The 15119-nt window shown below is 39.6% G+C and carries 16 protein-coding genes; 2 read left to right on the forward strand and 14 right to left on the reverse strand.

The genetic code is table 11. From position 1 onward, the window contains the following. Positions 1 to 81: 81 nt before the first annotated feature. The 3 genes from MKY07_RS12755 to MKY07_RS12765 form a co-directional block, all read right to left on the reverse strand. Entirely contained in the window at positions 82 to 447 is a 366-nt protein-coding gene (locus MKY07_RS12755) for a lipopolysaccharide assembly protein LapA domain-containing protein (protein ID WP_339262506.1), read from the reverse strand. A 104-nt stretch (positions 448 to 551) separates the two neighbouring features. Then, positions 552 to 2825, reverse strand: coding sequence for a protein translocase subunit SecDF (gene secDF / locus MKY07_RS12760; protein ID WP_339262508.1), 2274 nt, complete (start codon positions 2823 to 2825; stop codon positions 552 to 554). A 214-nt stretch (positions 2826 to 3039) separates the two neighbouring features. Beyond that, complete coding sequence (locus MKY07_RS12765) at positions 3040 to 3348, reverse strand: post-transcriptional regulator (RefSeq protein ID WP_008407679.1); 309 nt, start codon at positions 3346 to 3348, stop codon at positions 3040 to 3042. Positions 3349 to 3480: 132 nt separating this feature from the next. Here MKY07_RS12765 and MKY07_RS12770 point away from each other — a divergent pair, with 132 nt between their 5' ends. Further along, complete coding sequence (locus tag MKY07_RS12770; RefSeq protein WP_231918638.1) at positions 3481 to 4950, forward strand: polysaccharide biosynthesis protein; 1470 nt, start codon at positions 3481 to 3483, stop codon at positions 4948 to 4950. Here the strand turns inward: MKY07_RS12770 and MKY07_RS12775 are convergent. The 8 genes from MKY07_RS12775 to MKY07_RS12810 all read right to left on the reverse strand — a co-directional run bounded on the left by MKY07_RS12775 (position 4930) and on the right by MKY07_RS12810 (position 12094). Continuing rightward, a complete protein-coding gene (locus tag MKY07_RS12775; RefSeq protein WP_339262511.1) occupies positions 4930 to 5571 on the reverse strand; it encodes a DUF421 domain-containing protein in 642 nt (213 codons plus the stop codon). The genes MKY07_RS12770 and MKY07_RS12775 overlap by 21 nt on opposite strands. Before the next feature lie 97 nt (positions 5572 to 5668). Further along, positions 5669 to 5929 (reverse strand): preprotein translocase subunit YajC, encoded by a 261-nt coding sequence (gene yajC / locus MKY07_RS12780; RefSeq protein ID WP_008405239.1) that lies wholly within the window; start codon positions 5927 to 5929, stop codon positions 5669 to 5671. Positions 5930 to 6058: 129 nt separating this feature from the next. Next, positions 6059 to 7216: a tRNA guanosine(34) transglycosylase Tgt gene (gene tgt / locus MKY07_RS12785; protein ID WP_014823348.1), complete on the reverse strand. Its 1158-nt coding sequence runs from the start codon at positions 7214 to 7216 to the stop codon at positions 6059 to 6061. A 116-nt stretch (positions 7217 to 7332) separates the two neighbouring features. After that, a complete protein-coding gene (gene queA, locus MKY07_RS12790) occupies positions 7333 to 8370 on the reverse strand; it encodes a tRNA preQ1(34) S-adenosylmethionine ribosyltransferase-isomerase QueA (RefSeq protein ID WP_339262513.1) in 1038 nt (345 codons plus the stop codon). Positions 8371 to 8385: 15 nt separating this feature from the next. Beyond that, positions 8386 to 9390: a Holliday junction branch migration DNA helicase RuvB gene (gene ruvB / locus MKY07_RS12795; RefSeq protein ID WP_014823346.1), complete on the reverse strand. Its 1005-nt coding sequence runs from the start codon at positions 9388 to 9390 to the stop codon at positions 8386 to 8388. 15 nt (positions 9391 to 9405) lie between these two features. Continuing rightward, positions 9406 to 10026: a Holliday junction branch migration protein RuvA gene (gene ruvA, locus MKY07_RS12800; protein WP_008405232.1), complete on the reverse strand. Its 621-nt coding sequence runs from the start codon at positions 10024 to 10026 to the stop codon at positions 9406 to 9408. Positions 10027 to 10178: 152 nt separating this feature from the next. Further along, entirely contained in the window at positions 10179 to 10961 is a 783-nt protein-coding gene (locus MKY07_RS12805) for a phosphotransferase (RefSeq protein ID WP_087615945.1), read from the reverse strand. A gap of 50 nt (positions 10962 to 11011) precedes the next feature. Further along, the gene (locus MKY07_RS12810) at positions 11012 to 12094 is read right to left on the reverse strand and encodes a LysM peptidoglycan-binding domain-containing protein (RefSeq protein WP_339262517.1); all 1083 of its coding nucleotides are present in this window, start codon (positions 12092 to 12094) and stop codon (positions 11012 to 11014) included. A gap of 124 nt (positions 12095 to 12218) precedes the next feature. Here MKY07_RS12810 and MKY07_RS12815 point away from each other — a divergent pair, with 124 nt between their 5' ends. After that, a complete protein-coding gene (locus MKY07_RS12815; protein WP_014823343.1) occupies positions 12219 to 12746 on the forward strand; it encodes a transcription repressor NadR in 528 nt (175 codons plus the stop codon). A gap of 57 nt (positions 12747 to 12803) precedes the next feature. Here MKY07_RS12815 and MKY07_RS12820 read toward each other — a convergent pair whose 3' ends face one another. From MKY07_RS12820 to MKY07_RS12830, 3 genes are read right to left on the reverse strand one after another with little or no spacing between them, the layout of a single operon-like run. Continuing rightward, entirely contained in the window at positions 12804 to 14090 is a 1287-nt protein-coding gene (locus MKY07_RS12820) for an FtsW/RodA/SpoVE family cell cycle protein (protein WP_339262519.1), read from the reverse strand. After that, entirely contained in the window at positions 14080 to 14475 is a 396-nt protein-coding gene (locus tag MKY07_RS12825; protein ID WP_339262520.1) for a helix-turn-helix transcriptional regulator, read from the reverse strand. The genes MKY07_RS12820 and MKY07_RS12825 overlap by 11 nt, the downstream gene beginning before the upstream one ends. Then, on the reverse strand, positions 14468 to 15013 hold the full coding sequence (locus MKY07_RS12830; protein ID WP_014823340.1) for a sigma-70 family RNA polymerase sigma factor: 546 nt from the start codon (positions 15011 to 15013) through the stop codon (positions 14468 to 14470). Before MKY07_RS12830 ends, MKY07_RS12825 begins: the two co-directional genes overlap by 8 nt. Positions 15014 to 15119 lie beyond the last annotated feature (106 nt).

A 15119-nucleotide genomic window follows, 5' to 3' on the forward strand; every position in this document is an offset into this window, starting at 1 on the left:
GAATTTATTAAACAATAAAAAAGCTATTTGGAACGATGTTCACGTTTCAAATAGCTGCTATAGATCAGCATCACATATTATCTACTCTTTCTGAATTTTATCGCCACCCGAAATTTCTTCAGTTATAAATGCGGAAGCACCCTGATCCCGAAGCTCGTTTTTCAGTCGGATAATCTCTGCATCTTTTTCATTAATCAGTACTTGTGCTGCTTCAAGATCTTTTCGAACTGCTTTCGTCTGCCTTTTCCCTCCGTACATACGGAATGCCGAAAAACAAAAACTGATGATAAAACCGATTAATACTGACCCTAAAATAACTAATATCAATGGCCAGCGTGCTTCTCCAAAGACATAATTAACCTGTACGCTATCCACATTAACTGTAGCAAAAATGGCAATAATAATAGCAAAAATAAGTCCAACTACCAATGTCCATTGAATTTTCATAATGAACCTCCTCTCACCTTAGTTTACAAATTTATTCCTTTTTTTCAGTGAGGGTAAACAAAAACCGCGCAATTTGCCCGAAAGCAATTACGCGGTTCATATACTTATACTTGTGGCTCGTCTGAACCCCATTGTTTTTTCTCTTTTTTCACAACAGAAGTACCTTTTTTGTCCATTTCACGGCATTTCAGTGAATACCAAACTTGTGCCGCGATACAGATTGAAGAGTAAATCCCTGTAACTAACCCGATTAACAGAGCAATCGAGAAGTTTTGAATTGATGGAGCACCTAGGAAAATAAGTGCAATAACTACGATAATAACCGTCAATACTGTATTAACAGAACGTCCCATCGTTTGACGAAGTGATTTGTTGACAATCAATGCCAGCTCTTCTTTCCTCGTAATTTCTTCGTGACGGTCAATATTTTCGCGTATCCGGTCAAACGTGACAATTGTATCGTTAATCGAATAACCGACAATTGTTAAGACCGCAGCGATAAACGTAATATCTACCTCTAGACGCAGTATACTGAAAATCACGATAATAAAGAATACATCATGCAGTAATGAAACAATTGCCCCTAGACCCATACGCCATTCAAAGCGGATCGCCACATAAATAATGATACCAAGTGCCGCCAGCGCCAATGCATACATCGCATTTTTCGCCAGTTCTTTTCCGACAGTAGCCGATACTGTACTTAAGCTTGGCTCATGTCCGTATTTTTCATTTACCTGCTCTTTAAAATCAAGTACTTGTTGTTGAGAGAAGTCATCTTTATATCGCATTACGGCGATTGTTTGATCATCGCCTGAAATAACAACATCCTCGTTTGCAAAACCGATTTCATCCAGATAATCCTTCACTTCTTCTTGTACCAGCGCTGTATCAGATTTAATCTCTACACGCGTACCACTTGAGAAATCGATTCCTAAATTCAGTTTGAATATACCAAGAACAACAATCCCTGCAACTAAAATGATTGTAGATATCGCATAGAATTTTTTACGGTTTCCAACGAAGTCCAATTTATCAAATTTCGTTGTTAAATCCAATGAAGTAATACCTTCATCAATTGAATGCTGTTTTGATCTGCTAATTCCGAACCATGCCGGATTATTGAAGTAACCGCTGTTTACAAGAAGCCCCTGCAATACGCGGGAACCCCATACAGCTGTTACAAACGATAGTAAAATCGAAATAATTAATGTCGTTGCAAACCCTTTAACTGAACTTGTCCCGTAGTAGAACAATACGGCAGCAGCAAGTAAAGTTGTCAATTGCGCATCAATAATTGCTGATAGTGATTGTTTTGAACCTAATTTATATGCGTCTTTTACTGAATGGCCAACACGCAGTTCTTCACGAATACGCTCAGCTGTTAAAATATTTGCATCAACGGCCATCCCGATCCCTAATACGATCGCGGCGATACCCGGTAATGTTAATACAGCATTAATACCGTTAAAGACGATTAACACTAAATATGTGAATACCGATAATGTAATAATAGAAATAAACCCTGGTAAACGATAGTAAAACAGCATGAACAGGAAGATTAACAGTACGCCGACTACTCCTGCGAATACTGTATCATTTAAAGCATCTTCACCGAATTGTGCCCCAACCGATGTTGAATAAATCTCCGTTAACTTAACAGGTAATGAACCTGCATTAAGTATAGAAGCAAAGTTTTTCGTTTCATCTACTGTGAAGCTACCAGAAATCATAACATCTGTTGTATTTAATACTTGAGAAACAGAGGCTGCAGAAACAAATTTTTGCTTTTCAGGTGGCTTTTGGCTTTCTTCAGCGTAAGAATCTACACCCTCTTCAAAATCCAGCCAAACTACTAATTTGTTATTCGGTGCGCCCATGCTCATGACTTTTTGCGTCACTTCTGCAAATTTTGCTGCGTCTTTCAATGTTAAAGTTACAATTGGAAGGTTCTGCTGGTCAAATGACGCTGCTGCGCCACCCTCCTTTAAATCTGTACCATCCAATAAAATATTGTCATTTACATCGCGGAAAGTTAAATTCGCTGTACTCGATAATAGCTCACGAGCAGAATCCTGATCCGCTAAACCTGCAAGCTGTACACGAATACGGTCTTCCCCTTCAATTTGAATGCTTGGCTCACTAACCCCGAATGCATTAATACGATTGTTTAATGCTGTCGTTGTATCCGCCAATACACTCTGCGTAATCTTTTGTCCATCAACAAGCGATTCCACTTCATAAAGTACTTCAAATCCACCTTGAAGGTCCAATCCAAGTTTTACATCGTTTAAAACCTTCTCTACCGTTGTGCCCATCCCTGTAAATAGCAATGCTACGACTAGAACGAACGTAATGATACGGTTTGCTAATTTCATTAAAAAATCCTCCTCAATATCACACGAAACGCGGTGTGATGTAAAACGTAAAAATTACCTTCCACAAACTATGTATTCATTTCAATAATTTTCTGAATCACTTTTCAAAAATAACAATCCGATAGTTTGAAAAGCACAACACTCTCATTATGAAACAGCTTATGGAAACTGTCAAATTATTACTAGATAATTTATTATATTATTCTTATTTTCCCTACTCTTTAAGCGGATGGAACAAACCTTGCAGCTCTTCATTGGAAAGCTTTAAGTTCAATTCATTGCGCTTAAAATCCTTTATTTGCATATAGCTTAACACTTCCGAAGCAGTTGCACCGAAAATGCCGGCTGTCAGCTCATGCAATCGCATATTTTGCACATCTCTTTTGCGCCACACCTTATCAATGCAATATTTCCATAAATCTTGTTCTGTTATCGAATCATATCCATAGTAATGAAATTCCTCGATTTTGTTCGTCAATATAAGCTGTACCTTCTCGTAAAGGCCGAAAAATGGAATTTGCATGTCGATCACTCCTGAACTTAGGTTTTAACTGCGATTACTACTGCATACTTTATTGTATATGAATGAAATTAAATTGAGAAGGGAGAAAGTAGAAGTTATTTGGGCTCATTTCTAAAAGGAACATTATTTTTAATGTTTGTCATATTTATTTCAAAATGTCTCGGGTTTATGTACAGAATGCAGTTTATGCGTATTGCCGGGGAGGAAGCGGTCGGACTCTATATGACGGCTTACCCGACATTTATATTTTTCATCTCGCTAATTCAATTAGGTATTCCGATTGCCATCTCTAAGCTGATTGCCGAATACCACGCGAAACGGAAAACGGAACATGTCACATCGGTAATGAAAACTGCAATCAAAATTTCGGCTATATCAATTATTTTATTTAGCCCATTCATTTATTTTGCTATTCCGTATATCGCAAAAGTGCTTTTACATAATGAAAACCTTATTTTCACTCTTTATATTAGCCTTTTCACAATTCCGATCGTTATCTTTTCAAGCTTAATAAAAGCATATTTACAAGGTTTAGCGAAAATTGCACCAACTGCGTGGGCACAGCTTCTTGAGCAGCTTGTACGAATTGGTCTCATTGTCGTATTATTGCCGTACTTCATTTCAGAGTCGCCTGCATTGACGGCAGCAGCCGCTATGGGAATAACAGCGATTGGTGAAGTTTTTTCATTACTGTTTTTAGCGATCTTTTATAAACGCTCGAGTAGAATGTTCAAAAAGGGTTCAACAGGCACTTCCTTTACAAAGCCGATTTTTAATATTGCACTGCCTTCAGCGGGCAGTAAATTGTTTGGTACCTTTACATGGTTTTTGGAACCAATCATTTTCTTAAAAGCACTGACGGTTTCAGGATTGGCTGCAGGCGCGGCAACTACATTGTACGGTATCATCTCAGGTGTGCATATACCATTACTCTTGTTTCCGGCTTTCATTCCTGCTGCATTGGCAATTGTACTCATTCCTGCCGTTAGTAGCGCACTAGCCAGCAATAATTACCCGTTGCTGAATAAACGCATTACACATTCATTACGACTATCTTCTTTAATTGGCTGTATGGCCGCTACAGTGTTTTTCATACACGGCGATGAGTTGACTATGGTACTGTTCCATCTTGAGGAAAATCGTGGCTATATGAAAATATTGGCTCCTATTTTTTATTTTTATTATATACAGAGTCCGCTTCATTCCATCTTACAAGCACTAGATGAAGCACAGGCTGCCATGATGAATTCCATCTATGGAGGAATAGGGAAACTATTTTTACTGTTTTTCCTTGCCTCACAACCTGCCATTCAGGAAAAAGGCGCGATTATCGCTATAGGCTTTGGCGTATTGATTACGTCCTTCTTACACATCGCTTCTATTAGACAGCAGAAAAAGATTAATGTAGGTTTCCGCTTCTTCGTTCTGCCGTATGGTATTTTCATCCTTACTTGTTTTGTACAGCCGATCATTGCTGCCGGAATGCCGCTTATCGTAAGCGTTGCAATTACGATTGGGTTTGTCTTGCTGTTACTGTTCATTACAAAACAAATCCGTTTTAACGATTTCCATTATCTTCGTTCAATATTTTCGCGCTCGTAATTGGACAAACCACTTTCCGTCTTCATAACTGCAGTAGAATATATCTCGTATATTGGGATAACCGTTTACCAATAATTCATGAACGAGCCATTTTTCATCTTTACCAATAATTTTTAAATGTCTTTTGTCAACATAGCCATCCAAAATGAGAGGTAAAATAAATCCGCCCTGATCTTTTTGGTAAATCGATAGCTTTCCGGATTGCTCCAAAAAAGCGTAGGCAACATCCTGCACAGAGCATACTCCCTGTTCACGTAATTGCTGGAGTAAATCATCGAGATTATAGCGCTGCTTTTTCATTTCCGCTTCACAAATATATCCGTCGCGGATAACAAGCGACGGATCGCCTTCAATAAAGTCGCGCAGTTTTTTATTTTTTAATATGAGCCAGGAGTTTAAGTATTGAATCAGAAACAATAAAATAATAGGCAAAATGGCTTTGAAAAACTGCCGATCATAATCGTCCAATGCAATCGCAGCAATTTCACCCATTAACACGAATATTGCCAAATCCACAATACTGAGCTCACCAACTTCACGCTTGCCCATAAGGCGGAAAACAACTAGTAATATAATATATAAAACAATTGTTCGAAATATAATTAATGTATAATCTTCCAATTGATTCACCTCTCATACAATAGCTTGTTCGAAATTGCATGAAAAATACAAAAAAGCTTGTGGAAAATTAAACTCCACAAGCTTTTTTATGTAACGTTTAAACCGATTCTATACGGCCAATTGCTTGGCGTTCGAATTTTAAACGTGTATTTCCGTCAACTAATAAATAGACAGTCGTATCTTCAATTGCATCTACTTCTCCGTGTAAGCCACCTACAGTAACTACTTTATCACCACGTTTTAAGCTGTTTTGCATTGTAGCAGTTGCTTTTTGACGTTTTTGTGCCGGACGAATTAAAATGAACCACATCGCAACAAACATTACGATAATCGGTAAAAATTGTACTAAACCTTCCATTTTCAAATTGCCCCCTTTCTCTATCTCTTTCTCACTTACCTAGTATAGTATAGAATTGCAGGTTTTTGCGCAAAAAACTCTTTTTTTTCTCAAAAAAATTATATTGAATTTCGAATTTCGAACATATTTTTAGAAATTTTTAGCATTCGGTTTATTGTAACCGTACTTCTCAAAGAACTCTTCTTTGAAATCGCCTAGACGGTCTTCGCGGATTGCCTGGCGTACATCTTCCATTAATTTAATAAGGAAGCGTAAGTTATGGTATGACGTTAAACGTAAACCGAACGTTTCTTCTGTACGCAATAAATGACGCACATACGCGCGTGTATAGTTTTTACATGTGTAGCAATCGCAATTTTCATCGATTGGCGTAAAGTCTTTTGCATATTTCGCATTTTTGATGACCATACGTCCTTCAGATGTCATCAATGTACCGTTACGTGCAATACGTGTTGGTAATACACAGTCGAACATATCGATGCCGCGCATTGCTCCATCGATTAAAGAGTCCGGTGAACCGACACCCATTAAATAGCGTGGTTTATCTGCCGGCATCATTGGAGCAGTAAATTCCAATACTTTATTCATAATATCTTTCGGCTCACCAACTGATAAACCGCCGATTGCATAACCAGGGAAATCGAGCTCTACTAATGCTTCAGCCGATTTACGGCGCAGCTCTTCATATTCCCCGCCTTGAATAATACCGAACAGCCCTTGCTCTTCCGGGCGTTGATGTGCTTCTTTACAGCGTTTTGCCCAACGTGTTGTGCGGTCAACAGATGCTTCCATGTATTCGTATGTTGCCGGGAAAGGCGGACATTCATCAAATGCCATCATAATATCAGAACCTAAGTCGTTTTGGATTTCCATCGCTTTTTCCGGTGATAAAAACAGCTTGTCGCCATTTAGATGGTTTCGGAAATAAACGCCTTCTTCTTCGATTTTACGGAACTTAGATAATGAGAACACTTGGAAACCGCCTGAATCAGTTAGAATTGGACGATCCCAGTTCATAAATTTATGCAGTCCACCTGCTTCTTTCACGATATCATTCCCCGGGCGCAACCATAGGTGATATGTGTTAGACAGAATAATACCAGCATTCATTTCTTTTAATTCTTCAGGGCTCATTGCTTTTACTGTCGCTTGTGTACCAACTGGCATAAATGTTGGTGTTTCAAAGGAACCGTGTGGTGTATGGACAATACCTAAACGCGCACCTGTCTGTGCACATGTTTTAATCAATTCATAACGAATTGGTGGTTGTTTTGTTGTTTCAGTCATATAAAAAAATCCTCTCGTTTCTAAAGTAAATACAGTACTTCGAATGAAAACACCTACTAAGTTTAGTAGGTGTTGCACAAATTATTATTGTATATAGGTTTTTGTTTAATTGCAAATTACTTAGCCGGACGGATAAACATGGCATCGCCAAAGCTGAAGAAACGGTATTTTTCTTTAACGGCTTGTTCATAAGCGTTCATAATTGTTTCTTTCGAAGCGAGTGCGCTGACAAGCATCACTAATGTTGACTTCGGTAAATGGAAGTTTGTAATCAGGCAGTCGATTGCTTTATATTCATAGCCCGGATAAATGAAAATATTTGTCCAACCATGAGAAGCGACAATTTTACCGTCATTTTTCGATGCAACTGTTTCAAGAGTACGGGTTGAAGTTGTCCCTACCGAAATAACTTTGCCTCCAGCTTGTTTGACACGTTCAATTACAGCCGCTGCCTCTTCTGACACACTGTAAAATTCAGAGTGCATATCATGGTCCTCAATCGAATCCACACTGACAGGTCGGAATGTACCAAGTCCCACATGTAGTGTAATAAATACGACTTCAACACCCTTTGCTTTAATTGCTTCAAGTAATGGCTGTGTAAAATGAAGGCCAGCTGTTGGTGCTGCTGCAGAACCACGCTCTTTCGCATAAACCGTTTGATAACGATCTTGGTCTTCCAACTTTTCACGAATATATGGCGGTAATGGCATTTCACCCAGTTGGTCTAAAATTTCATAAAAAATCCCGTCATATGTGAATTTAAAAGTACGGCCACCGTGATCCAGTTCACCTGTGCAAGTCGCAGTCAACAACCCATCACCAAATGTAACGACTGTGCCTGTTTTAACACGTTTTGCAGGTTTTACTAACGTCTCCCACTCATCGTCATTTGTCTGTTTTAACAGCAACAATTCAATGTTCGCGCCAGTATCTGCTTTGACACCCATTAAGCGTGCAGGTAATACACGCGTATCATTTAGTACAAGGCAATCCCCTGCATTTAACTCATCTAAAATATGACCGAATGTGTGATGCTCGACTTCCAATGAGTTCGGATTTACTACCATTAAACGACTCGCTGTACGATCCAATAATGGTGTTTGGGCAATTAATTCCTCTGGTAAATAAAAATCAAAATCTTCTACTTTCACGTTCAAAACTTCCTTCTATTCTTTTTGTGTCTGCGGATAACCGAAATGGTCGTAACAAAGATTTGTCGCGATTCGGCCACGTGGTGTTCGTTGAATAAATCCGATTTGCAATAAATATGGTTCATATACATCTTCAATCGTAATACGCTCTTCTCCGATCGATGCCGCTAATGCATCCAATCCGACAGGACCTCCGCCAAATCGTTCAATCATTGACTGCATCAATTTATGATCAATATGATCAAGTCCTCGTGGATCAACTTGCAGCAGTTCGAGTGCCTGTTCCGCCAAACTTGTGGAAACAATGCCATCTGCCAATACTTGTGCATAGTCACGGACACGTTTTAACAATCGATTTGCGATACGAGGTGTCCCTCGGGATCTGCGGGCAATTTCAAATGCCGCATGCTTATCCAGCGCAACACCAAACAATTCACCGGAACGGATAACAATTTCGGCTAATGACTGCTCATCATAATATTCCAGTCGCGATAAAACACCAAAACGGTCACGAAGCGGTGCAGATAAAGCACCTGCTCTCGTTGTTGCACCAACGAGTGTAAATGGCGGCAACTCCAATCGGATCGAACGGGCTTCAGGACCTTTTCCGACTACGATATCCAGACAGAAATCTTCCATCGCAGAATAAAGTACTTCTTCAATCGCTCTTGGCAGGCGATGGATTTCATCGATAAAAAGCACATCCCCTGCTTCAAGAGAGCTTAAAATCGCTGCTAAATCACCAGGTCGCTCAATCGCAGGACCGCTTGTCATCTTTACATTTACATCCATCTCGTTCGCTATGACAATCGCTAACGTCGTCTTCCCTAAACCAGGTGGACCATAAAGGAGAACATGGTCAAGACTTTCCTGACGTAGCTTAGCGGCTTCGATAAATATTTTCAGGTTTTCTTTCACTTTATCTTGGCCTATGTATTGCGCTAAACGTTGCGGTCTTAAAGAAAGCTCAAACTGCTGCTCGGCATCTGTTGCTTCACCAGAAAGTACACGGTCTGACATGCTTCTCACTCCTTTTTATTTCAATTTCAACAACAGCTTCAATGCCTGTTTAATATAGGCGTCTGTCGTCGTTAACTTATCATCTTCACTTAATTGCGGTCTGATTTTGTCTAATTCCTTTTCTGAATAGCCTAATGCGACAAGTGCCAGCATCGCTTCCTGCAATTCATGTTCATTCGGATTCACTCCAAACAATGGCAGCTCATTTTCTGCACTTGGTAACTCGACGTGATCAAGCAGCATGTCCAGCTTCCCTTTTAGATCGAGAATCATTTGACGTGCTGTTTTTTTCCCGACGCCCGGGAAACGGATTAAAAATGCTTCATCTTCCATTTCAATTGCCTGAATGACTGAAGTCGGATTACCGCTCGCTAAAATAGCAAGCGCGCCCTTTGGACCAATGCCCGAAACTTGAATTAGCTTTTTAAATAATTCACGCTGCTCCAAACTATTGAACCCGTATAAATTTTGGGCATCTTCACGCACTTGCAAGGATACATATATTTGCTGTTCGCTTGCAGATGTACGGAATGCAAATGGATTTGGCGTATACAGCATCCAGCCAATGCCTTGTTGCTCTAATACAATATACTCGGGTGTAACCCTTGTAACCTGTCCTTTTAAATAATCATACATCGTTTTATCCCTCACATTTCTCGCTCTATTATAGCATAAGAGTTGTGAATTACCGAACGTATGTTGGTTCAAAAAGAAAAGACCGTCCTTTAAGACAGCCTTTAATAGTTTATCATATTCTTCTCCATCTAACATCGATTATAAACTGCCAATTAATTTTGCAATGTATCGATCTGTCTTGCAAAAGAATCGTAATTTTTCATCCAGTCATAAACAATCGATTGAATAAACGGATAGCAGGAAAGCTTTTGACGGTCGCTGAGTTTCAGATAAAACAGACATTCCCTTAATATTTCATTCGGGAAAAACAGATAATGAAGCTTTTCCTGCGCTTTATGCAAATAATGGTGGTCATTTACAAGCGGTTGTATTTCATACTGAACATGCGGCAATACGCGATGAAGCCATAAAATAATTTCATCTGAGGCTTCCCCTAAAGAAGCTAAATCAAAATCAATAAGTTTCACGTCTTCACCACGTAGCATCACATTATGATGAACAACATCCCCATGTAAAATCGTTTGCTTTTCACTCGGAACTGTTATTTGAGCCATTAAACCTAAGGCATAGGAAGCATGGTTGACTAAAATATCATAATTGCTTTTTAATAAACGTCTTAGTTCTCTTTCATGATGGATAAAACGCTCAAATCTCCTCTTCCACTTCTCCTCTAATCGATATGTGGACAAGATGCCTGTTTCCGCCCAAGGAATGACTTCACATGTTTCATGCAGTTTTTCGATTGCATGCAGGGAAAGCTGCTGATGTTCAAATCGTTTATACTCCGCACTTTTCCCTTCAAACCAAAACTGCTTTAATATATGCGGCTCTTCATTTTCTACAAGTGGAATATGATATGGAAATTGTATATTTTCAAGCTCTCGATGAATCGCTTTAACTTTCTGCGCCACAAAACCATTCTCATAGTACTTCATAAAAAAGGACCCTTTATGTGTATCCCACTTCCAGCAATTCTCTTTAATTACTATTGACATGACTTAGGCGGATGTGGCATTTGGTGCATTTGGGGCATCGTATTTGCTGGATATGGCATCATGTGCTGCATTGAATTTTCTTGATATGGCATCATGTGTGGGTAACAAGGGTTAGGTTGACGCATCATGTGGTCAATTTCTTCATAATACTGGTGCACTAGGTGATCTTTATCATGGCAATGGTCTTTCTTTAATGAAGACTCTTCATTAAAAATCGGCTGCATTTGCATTTGCATCGGCATCGACATTGGCATTGGCATTGGCTCCATGTACATATTTGGTTGCATTTGCATCGGGGATTCCATTGCCATTTGGTTACATTTTGAACATCCATGCATTTGAGGCATCGGCATTGGATGCATGTGCATTGGCATTGATTGCATGTGCATCGGAGATTCCATTGCCATTTGATGACATTTTGAACATACTGGCATTTGTGGCATTGGCATCGGCATTGGCATCGGCATTGGCATGTGGTGACATGTTGGACACACAGGCATTTGCGGCATCGGCATTGGCATTGGCATCGGCTGAATATAGTGTGGTTGTTCGATAAAAATCGGTTGTTGTGGTTGCTGCGGAGGTTGTTGAATAACCGGTTGCTGTGGCAATGGCATTGGTTGCGGTGCTGTCACCGTATTTTCAAATGTCGGCTGAACATGTACATGTGTTTGCCAGTTTGGCATTGGCATTGGCATCGGCATCGGCTGTGGTGCCGGTGGCTGGAAATAAATATCCCCTTGCCAAATCGGCTTTTGCGGCTGTGGCATCGGCATAGGTGCCGGTGTTGGTACAGGCACTGGTGCCGGCTTAACGATATGCTCTTTCTTCGGTGCCGGAGCTGGTGCAGGCATTTGTACCGGCTGCTCTTTAACAGATTTCGGCTGTTCCTTCACAGGTTGCCGCATTTCTTTTTTCGCTGTCGTGTCCGGTAAATAAATTTCCATCCCCGGAACAATATAATCAGGGTTTGCTAAATGGGCATTTAATCGCTTTAATTCATCAAAGCCAACCGCGTATTGCTTCGCGATTTTCCACAAAGTGTCTCCCTTTTGAACAATATGAACGCGCACTTCTTTCCTCCTTTTCTCGTAATAGCATATGCACAAATTGTGCTATTGCCACAATGTTCACGCTTAGCAAGCGGTAAATATGATAAGATGAAAAGGAACTGGTATGCTAATTGAGGTGAATATATTGAAAAAATTATTAGGTGAAGAACGGCGTTTGGAACTGCTTGCATTGTTAAAAACGGCTGAACAGCCAATGACAGGTACAGATTTGGCGAAGCGTACAAATGTTTCAAGACAAGTCATCGTCAATGATATGAATTTATTGAAAGCACGAAATGAACCGATTGTAGCAACAAGCCAAGGGTATATTTATATGCACAATGTCCAGCAAACACGCCTTCAACGAAAAATTGTATGTATGCACAATCCAAATGAGGCAAAAGAAGAACTTTTCATATTGGTCGACTGTGGGGTTATGGTCGAAAGCGTTATAGTCGAGCATCCGGTATACGGAGAAATTACCGCTTCGATTATGGTATCAAACCGCTTGGAAGTGGAGCATTTTGTAAAACGCGTCCAAGAAACGAATGCCCTTTATCTTTCTGCATTAACGGACGGTACACACTTACATGTCATTAGCTCGACTTCTGAAGAAAGCTTGAATCTGGCAGAAGAGAAATTACGTCAGCGCGGGTTCTTGATTGAAAACTAAGATAAAACAGCTTATTCAAAAGACACCCTGTCACATGAATAAGCTGTTTTTTTATGATTAGTTCTGCTGCGCTCCACTCCCTATGAATGTTTTCCGGCGATACACGCTTAGTGCAATCCCAATGACAAACGAGTTTATTAGGAGGGATGTAAAACCGTAACTTATAAAAGGAAGCGATAATCCGATAATCGGCAACCAACCAAGAATCATTGCCACAGAATATCCAAACTGCATGCAATAAAAAGATACTGCTCCGATTACAAGCATTTTGCCATATGAACGGGTTAATTGTTTTGCTTCCCAAAGTATACGAATTGCGATGGCGAATAATACCGTTACGACAGCAATTCCTGCAATGTAACCAAATTCCTGGATAAGCTGTACTAAAGCAAAATCTGTATGCCCTTCCGGAATATATCGGATCGTCTCTGCCCCAAACCACCCAGCTTCATTTAATGCATTTTTGATTGCCAGATAAATATAGCCTTCCTGTGTGGCATAGCTTTCCGGATTCAGAAAAGCATAGATACGTACAAGCTGGTAATGGTGCAGCTGCGGAGTCATCAGAAACACCGCACTAGCGATTAAGCCAATCACTGTTATACTTGTCAAAATTTTCGATTTTAGCGAGTAGTCACTTAAATAAAATAAAATAGTAACGACCCCTGCATAAATAAGGGCTGCTGTCAGGTTTGGCGCACGTAAAATAAACCATAACGGCAAAACAAATAAGATGATTAACTGCCAACTTTTAAATTTCTTCTGTGTAAAAAAGCCTGCCCAAGCAATGAGCAGCAATGGTAAAACGGTCCAAACCTGAATCTGTATCGGCCCTACTATTAAATAGCTTTGCCCGGAAACCATAGCTGTCGGAAAATAATTTAATATGATTAACAAAATAAGGGCACCCAAATATATAGCTAGACTGAAACGCTCCAACTTCCGATAATCGATATACATCAGTGCTGCAATCAATAGGACGGCACAAAGAAGGTGTAGCCATTTGTTTCGAATAAAATAATTAGTCATGTCTGCCCCAAAAATAACAGTACTATCAAATGTTAAAATCGGGATAAAGCTGGCCCCTAATAGAATAGCAACTAAACTAATCAGCAGCCAATCGACTTTGGGCCGGTGAATCTTGTCCATCGATTTTCCGAGTGCGGATGGTGAGCCCATTTCATCAATTGCTTTTCGTTCCGCTTCATCGGATGTATACCCTTTTTTTAACCAGGCATTTTTCGAATGTTCTATATGGCGCTTTAATTCATCATATACATGTACCTGAGCTTCTTTTGAACGAATAAAGGCTGTTACTTTATTTAAAAAACGTTCACTCTGCATGCATACGCACCCCCATCAGACGCTCCTTCAATGTCAGTTTGATTTGTCTCTCTTGCTGTAATTGTTTTTTTCCGGTCTTCGTTAACTCATACCGCTTAATGCCGTCCGTCCAATTTGCGAGCACAAACCCATTCCTTTCCTGTTCATGAAGAATTGAATAGATGATTCCCTCATTTTTGATTACATCCTGTATTCCCCTTACATGCAGTAATTGCGTAATTTCAATACCGGACTTTGCTTCAATTAAAAGTGACAAAATTACCCTTTTCAATTCATCGATGTTTAACTGTCGTTGGACATTTTCTTTATGCTGCTCTGTGAACTTTGTGCTGGAAAATGCGGTGCGATCCATCGCTTTTTTAAAATTTTTTAAACGATCATCCATTCTCTTCACGCTCCAGATGTTTTTTTAATAGCTGCTTTCCTTTTCTAAGCCTTGTTTTCACCGTGTTTTCACTAATTTGCAGTACTTCGGACATTTCCTTCATCGTCTGATCTTCGTAATAGCACAAGTAAATAACTTCACGATATTTGACCGGCAGTGCCATGACCGCCTTGACTAAGTTATTATCTTCCTGCTGCTGTATGACTTCTTGTTCAACGGACATACTGCTTTCTACTTTCATAAAAACTTCATCATCTTTTGCTTCGACATTTTTGGCATACCAGCTTTTCAAATAATCTTTTGAATGATTAATTGCAATGCGCCAAAGCCATGTTTTTAACGATGAACCATATTGAAAAGAAGGGAGTGCCTTGTAGCATTTCACGAAAATTTCCTGCGTCAGATCCTCGGCAACCGAATGATTATGTACATATTGCATAACAAGCTTTAATATCTCTTCCCCGTACTGTTGCATTAATTCATCTATAATCATTTCATTTGATAAATTAGCGGTATCATTTATTAAATAACTTTCCACCTAAATACCTCCTTTCATCAATTAGACGAGCCTCGTTTTAGTAAAGTTTGATTTTCATAAGGGAAATTCTAATATAATTACAGAACTTCTAATAAAAATTTTTATC

This window comes from Solibacillus sp. FSL W7-1472, assembly GCF_037969775.1.
Lineage (GTDB): Bacteria > Bacillota > Bacilli > Bacillales_A > Planococcaceae > Solibacillus > Solibacillus silvestris.

What these genes read in the sequence shown, in the direction of transcription:
- yajC (WP_008405239.1), bottom strand. Translation starts at nt 5,929, where the DNA reads ATGGAAGGTTTAGTACAATTTTTACCGATTATCGTAATGTTTGTTGCG.
- MKY07_RS12805 (WP_087615945.1), bottom strand. Translation starts at nt 10,961, where the DNA reads ATGAAGTACTATGAGAATGGTTTTGTGGCGCAGAAAGTTAAAGCGATT.
- MKY07_RS12770 (WP_231918638.1), top strand. Translation starts at nt 3,481, where the DNA reads ATGTTTGTCATATTTATTTCAAAATGTCTCGGGTTTATGTACAGAATG.
- MKY07_RS12820 (WP_339262519.1), bottom strand. Translation starts at nt 14,090, where the DNA reads ATGCAGAGTGAACGTTTTTTAAATAAAGTAACAGCCTTTATTCGTTCA.
- MKY07_RS12765 (WP_008407679.1), bottom strand. Translation starts at nt 3,348, where the DNA reads ATGCAAATTCCATTTTTCGGCCTTTACGAGAAGGTACAGCTTATATTG.
- MKY07_RS12755 (WP_339262506.1), bottom strand. Translation starts at nt 447, where the DNA reads ATGAAAATTCAATGGACATTGGTAGTTGGACTTATTTTTGCTATTATT.
- ruvB (WP_014823346.1), bottom strand. Translation starts at nt 9,390, where the DNA reads ATGTCAGACCGTGTACTTTCTGGTGAAGCAACAGATGCCGAGCAGCAG.
- tgt (WP_014823348.1), bottom strand. Translation starts at nt 7,216, where the DNA reads ATGACTGAAACAACAAAACAACCACCAATTCGTTATGAATTGATTAAA.
- secDF (WP_339262508.1), bottom strand. Translation starts at nt 2,825, where the DNA reads ATGAAATTAGCAAACCGTATCATTACGTTCGTTCTAGTCGTAGCATTG.
- ruvA (WP_008405232.1), bottom strand. Translation starts at nt 10,026, where the DNA reads ATGTATGATTATTTAAAAGGACAGGTTACAAGGGTTACACCCGAGTAT.
- MKY07_RS12825 (WP_339262520.1), bottom strand. Translation starts at nt 14,475, where the DNA reads ATGGATGATCGTTTAAAAAATTTTAAAAAAGCGATGGATCGCACCGCA.